A 17,879-nucleotide genomic window follows, 5' to 3' on the forward strand; every position below is an offset into this window, starting at 1 on the left:
TCGAACAAAAACAACGAAATATCTTGAAAATAGCAAGAAAACTCGGATATGAACTTTCTGAAAAACAGTTGGTTACATAAATACGTCAATGATAGCGACGCAGGAGCGCGGCAATCTGTAGTGGTTCGGAGTTTGTTATTTGGAGTACTGAATACTGCAAGTAAAAACCTTGACTGCCTACTTGATTGAACTTTGAATTTGGAACCTTAAATCATTTTCTAATGTCTTTTTTCTAAAACTTCAGCTATATCTTTTAACGAATAGCCCTTCGCTTTGAGCAAAATGAGGTAATGAAATAACAAATCTGCACTCTCGTTTAGAAAAAGCTCTTCATTATTATCTTTCGCTTCAATAACAGTTTCTACAGCCTCCTCACCTACTTTTTGGGCAATTTTATTCATTCCGGCGTCAAAAAGTGAAACCACATACGAGTTCTTATCCTCTCGCAATTCTGGCTCAACTTCGCTCATTCGCTTACGCTTGTCGATAATTCCTTCCAACTGCGATAAAAACCCAAAATTAGGCTTATTTTCTTCTCCCCAACAGGTATCTGTTCCTTTGTGACAGGTAGGTCCTTCTGGATTCACACTAACTAATAAAGTATCATTATCGCAATCATTTTTAATAGCTATCAAATGAAGAAAATTACCACTTTCCTCTCCTTTGGTCCACAACCTATTTTTAGATCTGCTAAAAAAAGTAACTTTCTTGGTTTCGTTGGTTTTAAAAAAAGCTTCTTCATTCATATACCCCAACATTAGGACATTTTTTGTAGAAGCATCCTGAATTATCGCTGGAACTAATCCGTCGCTGTTTTTATTAAAATCTATGTTCATATCGATATTTTTAATGAATAAGAATAGAGAAGAAAGAGCAAAGAATAGAGATACAATATTTCACAGCTCTTTTTTCTATCCTCTATTTTCTCTTATCTTTGGTCTATTTTCTATCCTCTTTTTTCTTTTTTATAACTTACAACCTAACTTCCACACCATTTTCACGAAGTTCTTCCTTTAAATCTTTAATTTCTATTTCTTTAAAGTGAAAAACACTGGCAGCCAAAGCGGCATCGGCTTTTCCTATTTTAAAAGCATCGGTAAAATGCTGCATATTCCCTGCTCCGCCAGAAGCAATTATAGGAATTTTTAATGCTGAAGATAAAACCGCCAAAGCTTCATTGGCAAACCCCGCTTTTGTCCCGTCATTATTCATCGAAGTAAATAGGATTTCCCCCGCACCTCGCTCTTCTACTTCTTTTGCCCATTGAAACAAATTAAGGTCGGTTGGAACTTTTCCACCAACCAGGTGTACCATCCATTCGCCATTAATTTGTTTTGCATCTATGGCCACGGTGATACACTGACTGCCAAACTTAGCGGATAGTTGATTAATTAAATCTGGGTTCTTTACTGCTGAAGAGTTTATTGAAACTTTATCGGCGCCGTTTTTAAGCAAAATATCCACATCTTCCACAGAAGAGATTCCCCCGCCCACGGTAAAGGGTATATTTACTTTTTCAGCTACCCTTCGCACTAAATTGGCCAGGGTTTTTCGTTTTTCTTCCGTAGCAGAAATATCGAGAAAGACCAATTCATCAGCACCAGATGTTGCGTAAATTTTAGCCAACTCTACAGGATCACCAGCATCCCTAAGGTTTACAAAGTTCACTCCTTTTACGGTTCTACCATCTTTAATATCCAGGCAGGGAATAATTCTTTTTGTTAGCATTTTTTCAATTTAAAGTATAAAGTTAGAAATACGAAATTAGAAGTTTGCGCTATATCTATTCAGATTTGATTATATATCTCTCCAATTCTTTTAGCTGAATACGGCCTTCGTAAATCGCTTTACCAATAATAGTTCCTTCGCAACCAATTTCGGCCAGTTTGGGTAGCTCTTTAAAAGTGGAAATTCCACCGGAAGCGATTAGATGTAAAGATTGCTGCTCCTTCTCGACTGCGCTCGAAGTGACAGCAGTTTCCTCTAAAATTCGCCGATAAAGTTCAAAAGAAGGTCCCTCTAACATTCCGTCCTTAGAAATATCGGTGCAAATCACATATTTCACGCCTTCTTGCTGATATTTCTGAATAAATGGGATTAGTTCTTTTTTACTTTCTTCCTGCCAACCGCTTATCGCAATTTTTTCATTGTTGGCATCGGCACCCAAAATTATTTTTTCTGAACCATATTTTTGTAACCAATTTTTAAAGGTTTCGGGATCTTTTATAGCGATACTCCCACCCGTAATTTGATTCGCGCCAGATTCAAATGCGATTTTCAAATCTTCATCAGACTTTAGTCCTCCTCCAAAATCTATCTTCAAGCTAGTTTTAGAAGCGATTTCTTCTAAAATCCTGTAATTCACAATATGTTTTGATTTTGCACCATCCAAATCTACCAAATGCAAATATTCAATTCCGTGGGCTTCGAAGTTTTTCGCCACTTCCAAGGGATTTTCATTATAAATTTTTTTGGTATTATAATCGCCTTTGGAAAGCCTTACACACTTTCCTTCAATAATATCTATCGCCGGTATAATTCTCATTTGAAGTTAGAAGTTAGAGGTTAGAGGTTAAGAACCTTTATTCTTTTGATTTCGTCTTACGGTATTAATGGACGCTACTATAATAGCCAATATTTCCTCGGCTTCCTTATGTAACTTTTGAGCAATCTTAATTTCCTGATCTTTCATTATTTCCATAAATAATTCAAGAAAATACATGCTTTCATCCGCCTCCTCTTCCACAATTTTAAGTTTATTGATAAAATCAGCGGTCGATTTCGCTCGTTGCGAAGCTCTATAATTGGCACCAACAGAGCTGGAGCAACGTATAAGTTGATTAGCGTATGCATTGTATTCTCGCGAATATGGAATTCTTCTACAGAAAAACCAACACTCTAAAGCAAATTTTTTAGTTCTAATCTTCATATCTTGCATAACTTCTAACTTTTAATTTTGTATTTCTAACTTTCCAAAAAATTCTTTAAAATCTTCTCGCCTGCATCACTGCTTTTTTCGGGATGAAATTGTACACCATAAAAATTATCTTTTTGAATAGCCGAGGTATATTCCACCCCATAATTCGTGGAAGCTATGGTTTCTTCGCATTCTTTTACATAAAAGCTATGTACCAAATAAACGAATTCCTGTTCTGAAATCCCCTCAAATAACTTAGATTTTAAATCGAAAATTCGGTTCCAACCAATTTGTGGCACTTTTAAGCCGTTATTAAATTTTACCACCTCTGCCTTAAAAATCCCCAATCCTTTCGTATCGCCTTCTTCACAGTAATCGCACATTAATTGCATTCCCAGGCATATCCCCAAAACCGGTTGTTTTAAAGTAGGAATCACCTTATCCAGCCCCGTCTTTTTCAGCATTTTCATGGCGCTACTCGCCTCACCTACACCTGGAAAAATAACCTTATCTGCCAACCTGATTTCTTCGGCATCGCTGCTTAAAATAGCATTATATCCTAACCGCTTTGCTGCAAATTTTAAACTCTGAATATTCCCAGCGCCGTAATCTATAATTACTAAATCAACGCCCCCTCTAACTCCCCCGAAGGGGGAGGACGTTTCAATCTCTTTTTCTGAAATTCTCAAATTATATCAAATTAATAGTTTTTTATTCCCCCTTCGGGGGCTAGGGGGTTTACAACATTCCTTTTGTAGAAGGAAGGATCATTTTTTCTGCATCTCGTTTTACGGCCATTTTAATAGCTTTGGCAAAAGCTTTAAAAATAGCTTCAATTTTATGATGTTCGTTTTGGCCTTCTGCTTTTACATTTAAATTGGCTTTAGCACCATCGGTAAAAGATTTAAAAAAGTGGTAGAACATTTCAGTAGGCATTTTACCAACCATTTCCCGTTTAAAATCAGCTTCCCATACAATCCAGTTTCTTCCGCCAAAATCTATCGCTACCTGTGCCAGGCAGTCGTCCATAGGTAGGCAAAATCCATATCGTTCTATGCCCAGTTTATCGCCCAGGGCTTTGCTAAAAAGCTCTCCCAGGGCAATCGCCGTATCTTCTATGGTATGATGCTCATCTACTTCCAAATCGCCTTTAACCTGAATTTCTAGATCCATTTGTCCATGTCGCGCGATTTGATCCAGCATATGGTCAAAAAAGGATATTCCGGTACTTATTTTAGAATTACCGGTTCCATCTAAATTAAGTTTTATAAAAATATCGGTCTCGTTGGTCTTTCTACTAATTTCTGCCACGCGGTCTTCCAGTTTTAGAAACTCGTAAATAGCTTTCCAACTTCCGGTTTTTAAAACGATGCTTTCTTTGACTATGGCCATTTCATTTTGTACTTCCCCGGTTGCCAAATCCTCGTGCGTATCGATAAAAATTCCTTTTCCACCAAAATTATATGCAAACTCAACATCTGTAAGTCGGTCGCCAATCATAAAGGAGTGCTCTAAATCATACTCCTCACTATTCAAATACTTCTCCTCCAGCAACCCGGTGTTTGGCTTTCTGGTATGGGCATTATCTTTTGCAAAAGTTCTATCCATTAATACTTCACTAAATTCTACACCTTCATTTTTAAAAGTTTTAAGAATAAAATTTTGAATTGGCCAAAAATCGACTTCCGGGTAAGCTTCAGTGCCCAAACCATCCTGATTGGTAACCATCACTAATTCAAAATCCAGTTCGGAAGCAATTTTTTTGAGGTAATATAAAGCTTCTGGATAAAATTCTAACTTCTCTATGCTATCCACCTGGTAATCTTCCGGCTCGTGAATTAAAGTTCCGTCCCGGTCTATAAATAATACTTTTTTCATAACTTTATTTATGCTCTGCACATATTTCAGAGCCTTTTATTTAGTAATGTTTCTCAATATTTTAGAAAAAGCGTTTCGAAATTACTCAAGGCTCTTCAGCGCTTTAATTAATTTCTCAATCTCTTCTTTAGTTCCAACTGTAAAACGCAGGGTATTTTCACAAAGTGCCTGCGTAGTCCTATTTCTAATCACGATGCCTTTTTCTAATAATTGCTGATATCTTTTGTTGGCATCATCAACTTTTACCAATATAAAATTAGCATTAGAAGGATAAGATTTTTTCACAGTACGCACTTCAAGTAAAGCTTTATATAAAACATCCCTTTGATCAACTAGATCAGCTATTTCCGCATTTACTTCATCCATATTCGACACCCTATTTAGAGCGCGTTCCTGGGTGAGTGCATTTACATTATATGGCGGTTTAATTTTGTTGAGCACCTGTATGATTTCCTGGGCAGCAAAACAAAGTCCCAACCTAATTCCTGCCATTCCATAAGCCTTGGATAAGGTTTGCGTAATGACCAAATTTGGAAAATCATTAAGCTTACTAATCCAACTTTCTTCCGAAGAAAAATCAATATAAGCCTCGTCGATAATTATGAGTCCGTTGAAATTTTCTAATAGTTCCAGTATTTTTTCTTCAGCAAAAGCATTACCGGTAGGATTATTGGGAGAGCACAAAAATATCATTTTCGTGTTTGCATCTATCGTTCGTAGAATCTCCTGTAAATTAGGCTGGAAATCTTTGGATAACTGAACCTCTCTATTCTCAATATTATTGATATCAGCCAGTACTTTATACATTCCATAAGTGGGCGGCAGCGTAATCACATTGTCCTGTCCCGGTTCACAAAAAGCACGATAGAGTAGATCCAGGACTTCATCACTGCCATTGCCCAAGAGAATACTTTCTGGTCCTATCGAATTCATTTTAGCCAACTCAGACTTTAGACTGCGTTGCTGTGGATCTGGATAGCGATTTACGTCGGTTTGAAAGGGGTTTTCATTGGCGTCTAAAAACACCATTTCAGAGCCTGTAGCTTTAAATTCATCCCGGGCAGAGGAATAAGGTTGCAACTTCGCTACGTTGGGCCTTACCAGGTTATTTATATTGAAATTTATCATTTTATAATATTAAATCAGATTAAAAAGTTATTGTGATTTCCGAAACCACCAATTGCAAGTCAACCACAGATTGCCGCGCTCCTTTGTCGTTCCCAATGACGAGGTATATTGTCACTTTTAAACATTTATTCCAATTCCTTTAAACGTAAACTAACAGCATTCTTATGAGCGTGTAAACCTTCAGCTTCAGCCATAATTTCTATTGCCGGTCCAATTTTTTTAATACCTTCTTTGGAAATCTTTTGAAAAGTCATGCTTTTTAAAAAGCTATCCAGGTTCACTCCGCTATATTGTTTGGCATAGGCATTAGTAGGTAAGGTGTGATTGGTACCTGAAGCATAATCCCCTGCACTCTCTGGAGTAAAGCTCCCTATAAATACAGAGCCGGCATTTTGTATTCCTTCCACATAAAAATCTTCGTTCTTTGCAGCAACGATAAAGTGCTCCGGACCATACTCATTAATAAGTTTAAGCGCTGCTTTGTCATCTTGAAGATACACAAGTCTTGAGTTCTCTATTGACTTATTGGCTATATCTTTGCGTGGAGTTACTTCAAGTTGAGCTTCAACTTCTTTTTCTACTTTTTTCAGTAGATCTTTAGCGGTAGTTACAAAAATAACCTGGCTATCGGTGCCGTGTTCGGCCTGGCTCAAAAGGTCTGAAGCTATAAACGAAGCATTCGCGGTTTCATCTGCAAAAACCAATAATTCTGAAGGACCTGCCGGCATATCTATGGCCACATTGTACTTTGTAGCCAGTTGTTTGGCGACGGTTACAAATTGATTTCCAGGGCCAAATATTTTATAAACCTTAGGCACGGTTTGGGTTCCAAAAGTCATTGCGGCAATAGCTTGAATCCCTCCTATTTTAAAGATTTTTGTCACGCCACAAAGCGCTGCGGTGTATAAAATGGCGGGATTTATCTGGCCATTTTTATCAGGAGGGGTACAAAGTACAATCTCCTTACAACCGGCAATTGACGCCGGAGCTGCCAACATTAAAATCGTGGAAAACAAGGGGGCACTTCCCCCGGGAATATAAAGTCCCACTTTTTGAATAGGGCGCTTCTCCTGCCAACACAAAACGCCGGGTGAAGTTTCTATTTCAATTTTATTGGTTTTTTGTGCCGCATGAAACTTTTCTATGTTCTTTTTCGCAAGCTTTATCGCTTGTTTTAATTCTGAAGAAACCTTTGCTTCCCCGTTTTTAATTTCTTCGGAAGAAACCCGCGTATTTTCCAGGTTAACGCCATCAAATAGCTCTGTATATTTGGCGACTGCTTCATTTCCTTTATTCTGAACTTCTAAAAAAACCTGATTTACAGTTTCTTCAATATCTGCCACAGTTTGGGTTGGACGCTTTAAAATATCGGCCCATTCAGATTCTTTGGGGTTAACAAACTTTTTCATTACAATACCATTTTTTCGATTGGAGCCACCAAAATCCCCTCAGCTCCCTGTTCTTTCAATTCGTCTATTACTTCCCAAAACCGCTCTTCATTTATCACTGTATGAATAGAGCTCCAACCATCTTTTGCTAAAGGTAATACTGTGGGGCTGCGCATTCCCGGCAATAATTCAATTATATCATACAATTTTTCATTTGGGGCATTAAGCAGAATATATTTTGAAGTCCGAGCATTTAACACAGATTTTAAACGAAACTGTAACTTTTCCAAAATGGCTTTTCTCTCTTCTGAAATTTTTGGGGAAATTGCTAACACTGCTTCACTTTTTAGCATTACCTCTACTTCTTTTAAGCCATTTTTAAAAAGGGTGCTACCACTAGAAACTATATCACAAATCCCATCGGCCAGGCCAATATTAGGCGCAATTTCTACAGAACCATTAATTATATGAAGATCTGCCGAAATTCCCTTGCGTTCTAAAAATTCATTCACAGTATTTGGGTAGGAAGTTGCGATTTTCTTTCCGTCTAAATCCTCAATACTATTGTATGCTAAAGACTTAGGCACTGCCAGGGAAACACGACATTTAGAGAAACCTAATTTCTCACCTTTAACAATATCTTTACCCTTTTCAATAAGTACATTTTCACCTATAATAGCAACATCTACCACACCATCTCTTAAATACTGAGGAATGTCACCATTTCTTAAATACATCACTTCCAGGGGAAAGTTTCGCGAAGAAGCTTTTAGTTGTTCTTTTCCATTATCGATAGAAATTCCGGCATCTTTTAAGATCTTTAAAGAATCTTCGTTTAGGCGTCCCGATTTCTGAATAGCAATCCTTAGTTTTTCCTGACTCATATTTTAATTTTTCTTATACCTCACAGTCCCGAATAGCTATCAAGACCGTAGGGTTTCTTTTTAATAAACAAAAAACCCGTTTGAATAGCTCAAACGGGTTCTAAATATGTTATAAAATTACAACACACCAAATTCACCTCGCCTGAGCGCAGTAGTAAATATGATGGTGATGATGTAATTGAATATTCTCCATTGTGATTACAAAGCTAATATTAAATTTTAAATCGCAAAATTTCTTATGAAATTTTTATCGCTAAAATATGAGAAGCTCATACGACTTAAACTAACGATGTAAATATTAATTGTTCCCACCAAGGATAAGCGGCATTCCTCCTTCTCCAGACCCTATAATCACAGTTTTAGCATTGTTGGATTTGGCTAGTTCTAACGTAGCCTGAATTCCTTTTTCTTTTAAAACTTTTTCGGTTAAGGATTCACTTAAAATTCGGTTAGCCCGCGCTTTACCTTCCGCATCAATCCTTTGGCGCTCTGCTTCCTGTTCGGCCTTGGTTAAACGGAATTCATATTCCAAAGATTCCTGCTCCTGGCGCAATTTACGCTCGATTGCCTCTTTTATGGTAGGCGGAAGTGAAACATCCCTTACCAAAACTTCATTTACCTGTACATATTGATCTTTTAATAAAACCTGGGTTTCTTCCAGTATTTCATTTTGAATAGCCTCCCGCTTACTGGCATATAATTGCTCGGGATTATACCGGCCAACCACGGCCCTTGCTGCCGATCTTACCGCCGGCTGCAATAAACGTTGAATATAAGCATCTCCTTTTTCCTGGTGAAGCTTCCCAAGGTTTTGGTAAGAAGGCTGGAACCAGGTAGAAGCATCTATCCTAATTTCAAGTCCGTTAGAACTTAAAACCTGCATTTTTTCTTCCAGGGATTGTTGTCTTACTTCGTAAACAAAAACATTATTCCAGGGAGCCACCAGGTGAAAACCTTCGCCTAATGGTGGTTCTTCTGTCACAACCCCGCCACCAAAGGTTTTATAAAGCACTCCGGCCTCTCCAGAGTCTATTGTAACCGTAGATTTAGCAACAAAAATAATAAGCACAACGATCCCTATAATTATAGGTATTCCTAATTTGGGTAATCTTTCCATCTATAAAATTTAGTTTAAATTAATCCTTTATATTTTCTGAAAAACCATTCTGCGGCAAGTATTAAAACAAGCAGAAAGAGCAAGTAGTGCCAGTCTATCAAAGGTACAATATTTTCACGGCTTTTTTGTATTGGCTTGTATTTATCGTCCACTAAAAGCTTATTGATCAAATCACTAATAGAGGTGGCAGTATAAACATTTGTAGCAGAATTTTGACCTAATTTCCTCATCCCTGTCAGGTTTGCTGTATTAAATTGCTGCTCAACATTAAAAGCAATGATTTCGAAGCTCCCGGAACGTTTAATCCCAGTTTTTTTTTCTTTAATTGTAAAGTCGTAATTACCGGGAACGAGGTTTCCTAAATTTACTGTATAATTATTATTTTTTAAAACTAATTGCGCTTCCAAAATTTCCCCCTCTTTTTTTACTGAAATTTCTAAATTGGCATTGGGATCAAATTGATAATTTTGATCAAAGAAATTTGCGGTGAGCACTATTGGTTCGTTCTCGTAATAAAAAGATTGGTAATCTATGGTTAAACGATCCCTTCTCTTATTTGAAGCGATATTTTGCACCAATTTGCCCATAAAATTGTCGAAAGTTTCAAAACTATCATTTTTAAGAAAGGAAGCCGCACGCCAGCGCCATATATTTTCCCCAAAGATAAACCCGGTTTTATGATCTTGAGTTTCGGAAACGGAAAATAAAGGCTGAGTAGTGGATTCGTTTTCTATCTTCTGAAAAAAGATACTTTGCAAGGCTTTATTTGCTATTTTCAAACTTCCGAATTTATCTTCCAGGGGCGGGAATTTTTCGGCTTCAAAATCCTCAAATTGAAATTGATTAAAATTTGGATTCTTTAAAGCAAAAATTTCCTGGGATTGGTTCGAAAAATCTTTTGATACATAATCCTGAATTTGATTAACAAATTGCCAATTGGTCCCTGTACCCGTCACCAATAGATAGTTTTTATCCTGTTTTTTAATATCCTTTATTAAGGCTGAAAATGCCCTGGTAGGCTGATACAAAATTACCAGTTGATAATCTTCCAAATCATCAAAATTACCATCTATTGTTTTAATGCTTAGGCTTCGCTGTTCATTAGCTTCAATAGATTTTTTGAAAGCGCCTAAATCTGGATGAGAGATTGCAGTTGCCAGTAAAATCTTGCTGCGCTCGTCCACCACTTCAACAGCAAACTTTTTTCTATTGTTCAGTTTGTTTTTTTCGTTTTTTAAAGGAATTATTTCAGCTTCATAGGAAAGTACCCCAAGTCGATTAGCCGGTAATTCAGCCTGAATCACTGCGGAATTATTTTCAGCATCGAAAGCAACCTCTTCAGAAAAAACCACATTTCCTTCCGCTTTAATCACAAAACGCGACTGCAAAGATTTTTCCCCGGAATAGGAAAGGATAGCTTCCACGGGCAAGCGATTATTTAAAAACGCATAGGTATTGGTGTTTAACCTTGAGATTTTTAAATCCAGGTACTGCGCAGTGTCTCCCAGTACAACAGGAAATATCTGCTGATTATTCTTAGGCTGAAAATATTGAAAATCCCGCCCCAAACTTTGATTACCATCAGACAACAAAATGATTGCAGCCGGTTTTTCCCTGGTTAATTCTTTTAAAGATTTTAATGCTGCAGTAATATTGGTTTGTGGTTCATTAAAATTTGGAGATGTTCCCTGCACCAATTCGCTACCGAAATTGCATTGATTTATTTCAAAACGTGACTGTAATTCCTGATTATTCTTAAGCTTTTGCAACAGCCTGGTAAGTGTGTCTTGCTGTTTTAAATGAACAATAGATTCTGAGTTATCTACTGCCAGGAAAAGATTGGCTTTTTCCAGTTCAAAATCGGTTCTGGTAATTCTTGGATTGATAAACAATAAGAACAAAATAAAAACAGACAAAAACCTAAGTGTAGCAAAAATGTAGGTATCCCTATTTCTTTTTTTAGTTCTAAAGAAATATTGAAAAAAACTAAACCCCAACGATACTAAAATCGCCAGGGTTATATACAAAATCGTTATTATTTCCATAGAATTAAAAAGTACGAAATTTGCACGCTATTTATTTTACAGAAGTCAGTAGTATAGAATATGTTATGATTAAACCAGTTTTTCAGAAAGGCTGGTATTAATTAATCCTACAAGGTTTCGAAAACCTTGCAGGATGGTCTTGCGTGATCCTTTTAGGTGCTTTTGAGGGAGGTGCCCATTTATAGAATTCATCAGCTTCCCACTTTTAACCTCTTCTAAGAATTCATCATAACATTATACAATATACGATCTACACTATACATTTTAGACTCCCACTTCTAACCTCTAACTTCCCACTTCTAACTTCTTTTAAGTATTCATTCCGCCATCTACGTGAAGCACCTGTCCTGTAATATATGCGCTTAAATCGCTACCAAGGAACACGCAGGTGTTGGCAATATCTTCAGGAGAGCCTCCTCTTTTTAACGGAATAGCCTGTCGCCAGCCATCTACCACTTTCTCATCAAGTTTAGCGGTCATTTCGGTTTCAATAAACCCTGGAGCCACGACATTGGTCCTGATATTTCGGGAGCCTAATTCCTGAGCCATAGATTTGGAAAATCCTATAATTCCTGCTTTAGAAGCCGCGTAATTCGCCTGGCCGGCATTTCCGCTCACGCCCACCACAGAACTCATATTGATAATACTTCCTTTGCGTTGTTTGAGCATGGTGCGTTGCACTGCTTTGGTCATATTAAAGATAGACTTCAGGTTTACTTCAATTACCTTATCAAAATCCTCTTCACTCATTCGCATAAGTAGGTTATCTTTAGTAATCCCCGCGTTGTTGACCAAAATATCAATACTACCAAAATCTTCAGCCACATCTTTTACCAATTGATCTGCTTCTTTAAAACTTGCAGCGTTAGATTGGTATGCTTTTGCTTTTACGCCAAGTTTACTTAATTCTTCAGCCAAAACATTTGCGGCATCGGCAGAAGAATTATAGGTAAATGCTACATTAGCTCCCTGTTTAGCAAAAACTTCGGCTATTCCCTTTCCTATTCCGCGGCTCCCGCCGGTGATTATCGCATTTTTTCCTTCTAATAATTTCATATATGAATAAATTGTTGTTGTTCATTTTGTATTTCAAATATAGCAAAAGCAAGCACTTAGAAATAAAAAATCCTCCTGTATTTAGTTTTTGCACCAAATAAGGAGGATTCTAATATATATTCAGTTAAGCTTATGCTTTTAAAACTTCTGCTACGGTTTTCCCTATTTCAGCAGGAGAATCTACAACGTGAATTCCGTTTTCTTTAAGGATGGCTTTTTTGGCTTGTGCTGTATCTTCGCTACCACCAACAATCGCACCTGCGTGACCCATTGTTCTTCCGGCTGGCGCGGTTTCCCCGGCGATAAAGCCAACAACCGGTTTTTTATTACCATTTTCTTTTACCCAGGTCGCGGCATCGGCTTCCAGTTGACCACCAATCTCACCAATCATTACGATACACTCGGTTTCATCATCATTCATCAATAACTCTACTGCTTCTTTGGTAGTAGTACCAATAATTGGATCTCCTCCAATACCAATAGCCGTAGTGATTCCCAAACCTTGTTTTACCACCTGGTCTGCAGCTTCATAGGTTAATGTTCCAGATTTTGATACGATACCAACTTTTCCTTTTTTGAAAACAAATCCTGGCATAATCCCAACCTTCGCTTCCTCTGGTGTAATCACCCCGGGACAGTTTGGTCCGATTAATCGGCAGTCTTTATCCTTAATATAATTAGAAGCTTTTACCATATCTGCAACAGGAATTCCTTCCGTAATCGCGATAATTACTTTTATACCGGCATCGGCAGCTTCCATAATGGCGTCGGCAGCAAAAGCGGGTGGCACAAAAATAATGGAAACATCGGCTCCGGTTTTTTCTACAGCATCAGATACTGTATTAAAAACAGGTTTTCCCAAATGTTCCTGGCCACCTTTTGTAGGGGTAACCCCACCAACCACATTAGTGCCGTAATCTATCATTTGTTCTGCGTGGAAAGTACCTTCACTTCCGGTAAATCCCTGCACAATTATTTTCGAATTTTTATTAACTAAAACGCTCATAATTTTTTGATTTTTGCGATTACAAAAATAGGTTTTTAAAAATGAAACTTAAAGTTTTTCAACTGAAGTTTATTTCAATTTCAACACATTTAAGCCTTTAAATCTGAAAAAATACGTTAAATCTATTTTTACTACAGAAAATATTAAAACAAGAAAAGTAATTTAGGTTATATAAATCTTATTGTCCAATTGAAGTAACAAGATTTCCAAATGTCAAGACTACAGCAAAAGAAGAAATGACTAAGCTATACCCAATTAAAAATTAAATTTTAAGCCCAGGGATTATCGTCTATATCTTCACCTAATTGGGAGATTTGAACACCTTTAAAAAGTTTATTATCCTTAAGTTCCCAAATAGCTATAAAGTGTGCCAAAGGGATTTCTTCATCGGGATTTTCAATAGTTTCTACGTAATATGTGAACTCTATTGCAATTTGATCTTTCTCTCTTACTGTTTTTTCTATTTCAGCTTTAAAAGAAGTGAAGTTCCTGCTTAGATCTTCGCGAAGCTCATGAATTCCATCATAATCCAACCTTCTGATTCCGGTCGTACCGTACCAGGTAAGATTTACGTGGGGATGCAAATAATTGTTCAATAAATCGTCCTCTCCGTTAAATAATGAAGTGTATAATTTCTCGACAATTTCTTTACTTTCTAAGCCCATAAATTATTCTATTTTAATTTTTGCAGCAATTTAGGAATTTGCTTTAAATAAACCTGTTCTTTAAGAAAACTTCTTACTTCTTGCGCCGGGGTCCCCCAATAAGTTATTCCGGGTTTAGAAGATTTGGTAAGCCCAGCCTGGGCCATAAGCACAGTGCCTTTAGCAATTGTAACGTCACTTCTAATCCCGGCCTGGCCCCAAATAGTAACTTCATCTTCTACAATAACACAGCCGGCAATTCCTACCTGACTGGCAATTAGACATTTTTTACCGATAACAGTATCGTGTCCCACTTGTATAAGATTATCCAGTTTAGTGTCTTCTCCTATTGTGGTAGCTCCCGTTACCCCCTTATCTATGGTACAGTTTGCGCCAATTTCCACATTATTTTCAATAACCACGTGTCCTGAAGACCGTAACTTATCAAAGCCTGCCGGCCTGTTCTTATAGTAAAAAGCATCACTTCCCAACACAGTACCAGAGTGAATAATGACGTTGTCGCCTATTTGCGTATTATCATATATACTCACATTGGCATGAATGAGACAGTTTGTACCAATTTTCACATTATTGCCAATAAAGACATTTGGTTGAATATGGGTCCCCTCACCTATTTGTGCCGAATCTGATATTAACTTTTTAGATTTTTCAAATGGTTTAAAATATTGAGTGAGTTTATTAAAATCTAAAAACGGATCTTCTGAAATTAATAGTGCTTTACCTTCGGGACAATCCACTCTCTTATTGATAAGAATTATAGTCGCTGCAGACTTTAATGCTTTATCGTAATATTTGGGATGATCTACAAAAACAATATCCCCGTTTTGCACAACGTGAATCTCATTCATTCCTTTAACCGGAAAATTTGCATCGCCTATATATTCACAGTCAATGATAGTTGCGATTTGTTGAAGCGTATGTTCTTGCGGAAATTTCATAATAAAAGTTAGAGGTTAGAGGTTGATTCAACTCAAAATTCGCGTATAATTGCTTCGACAAGCTCAGCATGACATTGTGAAAATCCTCAGGCTAAGCTTGTTTTATTCTTTAATTCTCTCTTTATAAGTTCCCTTATCTGTTTCAATTCTAACTTTATCACCTTCATTGATAAATAAAGGCACGTTTACTTCGGCGCCTGTTTCAAGAGTGGCGGGTTTTGTTGCATTAGTGGCGGTATTACCTTTTACACCCGGCTCGGTATGAGCAACTTCCAATACTACACTAGCCGGCATTTCTACAGAAAGAGGTGCATTATCTTCGGTATTGATAATTACGGTTACCACCTCTCCTTCTTTTAGTAATTTAGGCATATCCAACGCATTTTCTACAAGACGAATTTGCGAGTAGTCCTCTACATTCATAAAGTGATAGAAATCTTCATCGCTATACAAATATTGGAATTTCTGCGTTTCTACCCGAATATCTTCAATTTTATGCCCGGCAGAAAAAGTATTTTCCACGGTTTTACCTGTGGTAACGCTTTTAAGTTTAGTACGCACAAAAGCAGGTCCCTTACCTGGTTTCACATGAAGAAATTCGATTATTTTGTAAATATCATGATTGTAACGAATACACAATCCATTTCTTATATCGCTTGTATTAGCCATAGTATATTTTAATTTGAGCTAAAGTATCCTTTCATGACACCTCGCTGTGAGTTTTTAATAAATTCTAAAATTTCATCTCTTTCTGCCGTGGCTTGCATTTCTGCTTCAATAATAGTTACCGCCTGGGAATTGTTATAATTCCGCTGATATAAAATTCTATATATATCCTGAATTTCCCTTATTTTATCGGTGCTAAATCCTCTCCTACGCAAGCCAATAGAATTAATCCCCACATAAGAAAGCGGTTCTCTACCACCTTTAACAAAAGGCGGGACATCTTTTCTTACCAAAGAACCACCGGTTACAAAAGCGTGCTTCCCAATGCTGCAAAATTGTTGTATGGCCGTCATACCGGCAAGTACCACATAATCTCCTACATTAATATGTCCTGCCAGGGTACTATTATTTGAGAAAATACAGTGATCTCCCACAATACAATCATGGGCTATATGGCAGTAAGCCATAATCCAGCAATTTTTACCAATTACCGTTTTCATTCGGTCTGAAGTACCTCTATTGATCGTAACACACTCTCTTATGGTTGTATTGTCGCCAATTACAGTGATGGTATCTTCATCATCAAATTTTTTATCCTGTGGAATAGCGGAAATAACCGCCCCCGGAAAAATACTGCAATTTTTTCCTATTCGGGCACCTTCCATGATCGTAACATTAGATCCAATCCAGGTTCCTTCGCCAATAACCACATCATTATGTATGGTAGTAAAGGGTTCTATTACTACATTTTTAGCAATTTTGGCACCGGGATGGACGTAAGCTAAAGGCTGGTTCATATTTTTTCTTTTGTTTTTACAATTTGCGCCATCAGCACGGCTTCGGTAGCTAATTTTCCGTTAACATAAGCATAGCCCTGCATTTGGCAAATTCCGCGACGAATAGGTGCCAATAATTCCAACTTAAAAATTAAGGTGTCACCGGGAACAACCTGTTGTTTAAACCGTACATTATCTATTTTCATAAAGTAAGTAAGGTAATTCTCGGGATCTGGTACAGATTTTAATGCTAGAATTCCGCCCGTTTGCGCCATAGCTTCTACCTGAAGCACTCCGGGCATCACCGGTTTCCCCGGGAAGTGCCCCACAAAAAATGGCTCATTCATCGTCACATTTTTAACTCCAATTACGCAACTTTCAGTACAGGTATATATTTTATCTACCAATAGGAATGGTGAACGATGTGGCAAAATATCCATAATATCATTCACATTCATTAAAGGCTTGGATTCTAAATCTACCTTTGGAACATTATTTCGTTTTTCAGCCTTAATAATTTTAGCCATTTTCTTTGCAAATTGAGTGTTTACAAAGTGTCCCGGCTTATTAGCAATCACCTTACCTCTTATTCTTGTGCCTATTAAAGCCAGATCTCCAACAACATCCAAAAGTTTATGGCGTGCAGCTTCATTAGGATAGTGTAAGGTTAAATTGTCTAATATTCCATTAGGTTTTACCGAAATATTGTCCTTATTAAAAACGCCACGTAATTTTTCGAAGGTTTCTTCACCAATTTCCTTATCTACATAAACAATGGCATTGTTAAGGTCACCGCCTTTAATAAGTCCGTGATCTATTAATGCTTCCAACTCGTGCAGAAAACTAAAAGTGCGGGCATTCGCTATTTGGCTCTTGAATTCTGATAGTTTATTCATAGAAGCGTTTTGCGTGCCCAAAACTTTAGTTTCAAAATCTACCATAGTAGTCACCTGGTATTCTTCTGAAGGCATCACAATTATTTCACTTCCACTTTCGTCGTCGTGGTAAGTAATCACTTCGTTAACCACAAATTCCTCACGATCTGCTTCCTGGGCAACCACACCTGCTTTTTCTAAAGCTTCTACAAAAAACTTAGAAGATCCATCCATAATAGGAGGCTCTGAAGCATTCAGCTCAATAACAATATTGTCTAAATTTAAGCCAACGCAAGCTGCCAGCACGTGCTCTGAAGTTTGAATCTTCACCCCGTTTTTTTCCAGGTTCGTGCCGCGTTGGGTATTTACCACATAATTTACATCTGCTTCAATTTGTGGCGCTCCTTCCAGGTCAACTCTTTTAAATATGAATCCAGTATTCTCTGCCCCGGGTTTAAAAGTCATTTTCACTTCTTGTCCCGTATGCAAGCCTACTCCTTCCAGAGAAATCTCCTTATCTATGGTATATTGTTTCGACAA

The 17,879-nt window shown here is 37.4% G+C and carries 18 protein-coding genes; all 18 read right to left on the reverse strand.

Going from position 1 to position 17,879, the window contains the following annotated elements; all coding sequences use genetic code 11:
• Positions 1–218: 218 nt before the first annotated feature.
• The gene (gene hisIE, locus BUA71_RS12445) at positions 219–836 is read right to left on the reverse strand and encodes a bifunctional phosphoribosyl-AMP cyclohydrolase/phosphoribosyl-ATP diphosphatase HisIE (RefSeq protein WP_072880264.1); all 618 of its coding nucleotides are present in this window, start codon (positions 834–836) and stop codon (positions 219–221) included.
• 136 nt (positions 837–972) lie between these two features.
• The gene (gene hisF, locus BUA71_RS12450) at positions 973–1,728 is read right to left on the reverse strand and encodes an imidazole glycerol phosphate synthase subunit HisF (protein WP_072880266.1); all 756 of its coding nucleotides are present in this window, start codon (positions 1,726–1,728) and stop codon (positions 973–975) included.
• Positions 1,729–1,783: 55 nt separating this feature from the next.
• A complete protein-coding gene (gene hisA, locus BUA71_RS12455) occupies positions 1,784–2,545 on the reverse strand; it encodes a 1-(5-phosphoribosyl)-5-[(5-phosphoribosylamino)methylideneamino]imidazole-4-carboxamide isomerase (protein ID WP_072880268.1) in 762 nt (253 codons plus the stop codon).
• A 27-nt stretch (positions 2,546–2,572) separates the two neighbouring features.
• The gene (locus BUA71_RS12460) at positions 2,573–2,929 is read right to left on the reverse strand and encodes a four helix bundle protein (protein WP_245812585.1); all 357 of its coding nucleotides are present in this window, start codon (positions 2,927–2,929) and stop codon (positions 2,573–2,575) included.
• A 35-nt stretch (positions 2,930–2,964) separates the two neighbouring features.
• Positions 2,965–3,600 (reverse strand): imidazole glycerol phosphate synthase subunit HisH, encoded by a 636-nt coding sequence (gene hisH / locus BUA71_RS12465; protein WP_245812589.1) that lies wholly within the window; start codon positions 3,598–3,600, stop codon positions 2,965–2,967.
• Between the two features lie 55 nt (positions 3,601–3,655).
• Positions 3,656–4,795 carry a bifunctional histidinol-phosphatase/imidazoleglycerol-phosphate dehydratase HisB gene (gene hisB / locus BUA71_RS12470; RefSeq protein ID WP_072880277.1) on the reverse strand — a complete coding sequence of 380 codons (1,140 nt, stop codon included), beginning with the start codon at positions 4,793–4,795 and terminating at the stop codon, positions 3,656–3,658.
• An 81-nt stretch (positions 4,796–4,876) separates the two neighbouring features.
• Positions 4,877–5,923 carry a histidinol-phosphate transaminase gene (gene hisC / locus BUA71_RS12475; RefSeq protein WP_072880279.1) on the reverse strand — a complete coding sequence of 349 codons (1,047 nt, stop codon included), beginning with the start codon at positions 5,921–5,923 and terminating at the stop codon, positions 4,877–4,879.
• A 125-nt stretch (positions 5,924–6,048) separates the two neighbouring features.
• Complete coding sequence (gene hisD / locus BUA71_RS12480) at positions 6,049–7,332, reverse strand: histidinol dehydrogenase (RefSeq protein WP_072880282.1); 1,284 nt, start codon at positions 7,330–7,332, stop codon at positions 6,049–6,051.
• Complete coding sequence (gene hisG, locus BUA71_RS12485; protein ID WP_072880284.1) at positions 7,332–8,195, reverse strand: ATP phosphoribosyltransferase; 864 nt, start codon at positions 8,193–8,195, stop codon at positions 7,332–7,334. The genes hisD and hisG overlap by 1 nt, the downstream gene beginning before the upstream one ends.
• Before the next feature lie 298 nt (positions 8,196–8,493).
• Positions 8,494–9,312, reverse strand: a complete 819-nt coding sequence (locus tag BUA71_RS12490; RefSeq protein ID WP_072880285.1) for a prohibitin family protein — start codon at positions 9,310–9,312, stop codon at positions 8,494–8,496.
• Positions 9,313–9,326: 14 nt separating this feature from the next.
• Positions 9,327–11,357 (reverse strand): hypothetical protein, encoded by a 2,031-nt coding sequence (locus BUA71_RS12495; RefSeq protein ID WP_072880286.1) that lies wholly within the window; start codon positions 11,355–11,357, stop codon positions 9,327–9,329.
• 309 nt (positions 11,358–11,666) lie between these two features.
• Positions 11,667–12,413 carry a 3-oxoacyl-[acyl-carrier-protein] reductase gene (gene fabG, locus BUA71_RS12500; RefSeq protein ID WP_072880290.1) on the reverse strand — a complete coding sequence of 249 codons (747 nt, stop codon included), beginning with the start codon at positions 12,411–12,413 and terminating at the stop codon, positions 11,667–11,669.
• Positions 12,414–12,543: 130 nt separating this feature from the next.
• Complete coding sequence (gene sucD, locus BUA71_RS12505) at positions 12,544–13,419, reverse strand: succinate--CoA ligase subunit alpha (protein WP_072880292.1); 876 nt, start codon at positions 13,417–13,419, stop codon at positions 12,544–12,546.
• A 269-nt stretch (positions 13,420–13,688) separates the two neighbouring features.
• On the reverse strand, positions 13,689–14,084 hold the full coding sequence (locus BUA71_RS12510) for a nuclear transport factor 2 family protein (RefSeq protein ID WP_072880294.1): 396 nt from the start codon (positions 14,082–14,084) through the stop codon (positions 13,689–13,691).
• 8 nt (positions 14,085–14,092) lie between these two features.
• Positions 14,093–15,022 carry a UDP-3-O-(3-hydroxymyristoyl)glucosamine N-acyltransferase gene (locus tag BUA71_RS12515; protein ID WP_072880296.1) on the reverse strand — a complete coding sequence of 310 codons (930 nt, stop codon included), beginning with the start codon at positions 15,020–15,022 and terminating at the stop codon, positions 14,093–14,095.
• A 102-nt stretch (positions 15,023–15,124) separates the two neighbouring features.
• Positions 15,125–15,691, reverse strand: a complete 567-nt coding sequence (gene efp, locus BUA71_RS12520) for an elongation factor P (RefSeq protein ID WP_072880298.1) — start codon at positions 15,689–15,691, stop codon at positions 15,125–15,127.
• A gap of 8 nt (positions 15,692–15,699) precedes the next feature.
• Positions 15,700–16,485, reverse strand: a complete 786-nt coding sequence (gene lpxA / locus BUA71_RS12525) for an acyl-ACP--UDP-N-acetylglucosamine O-acyltransferase (protein WP_072880300.1) — start codon at positions 16,483–16,485, stop codon at positions 15,700–15,702.
• The gene (locus tag BUA71_RS12530; RefSeq protein WP_072880455.1) at positions 16,482–17,879 is read right to left on the reverse strand and encodes a bifunctional UDP-3-O-[3-hydroxymyristoyl] N-acetylglucosamine deacetylase/3-hydroxyacyl-ACP dehydratase; all 1,398 of its coding nucleotides are present in this window, start codon (positions 17,877–17,879) and stop codon (positions 16,482–16,484) included. The genes lpxA and BUA71_RS12530 overlap by 4 nt, the downstream gene beginning before the upstream one ends.

Source organism: Salegentibacter echinorum (assembly GCF_900129445.1).
Taxonomy (GTDB): Bacteria; Bacteroidota; Bacteroidia; order Flavobacteriales; family Flavobacteriaceae; genus Salegentibacter; species Salegentibacter echinorum.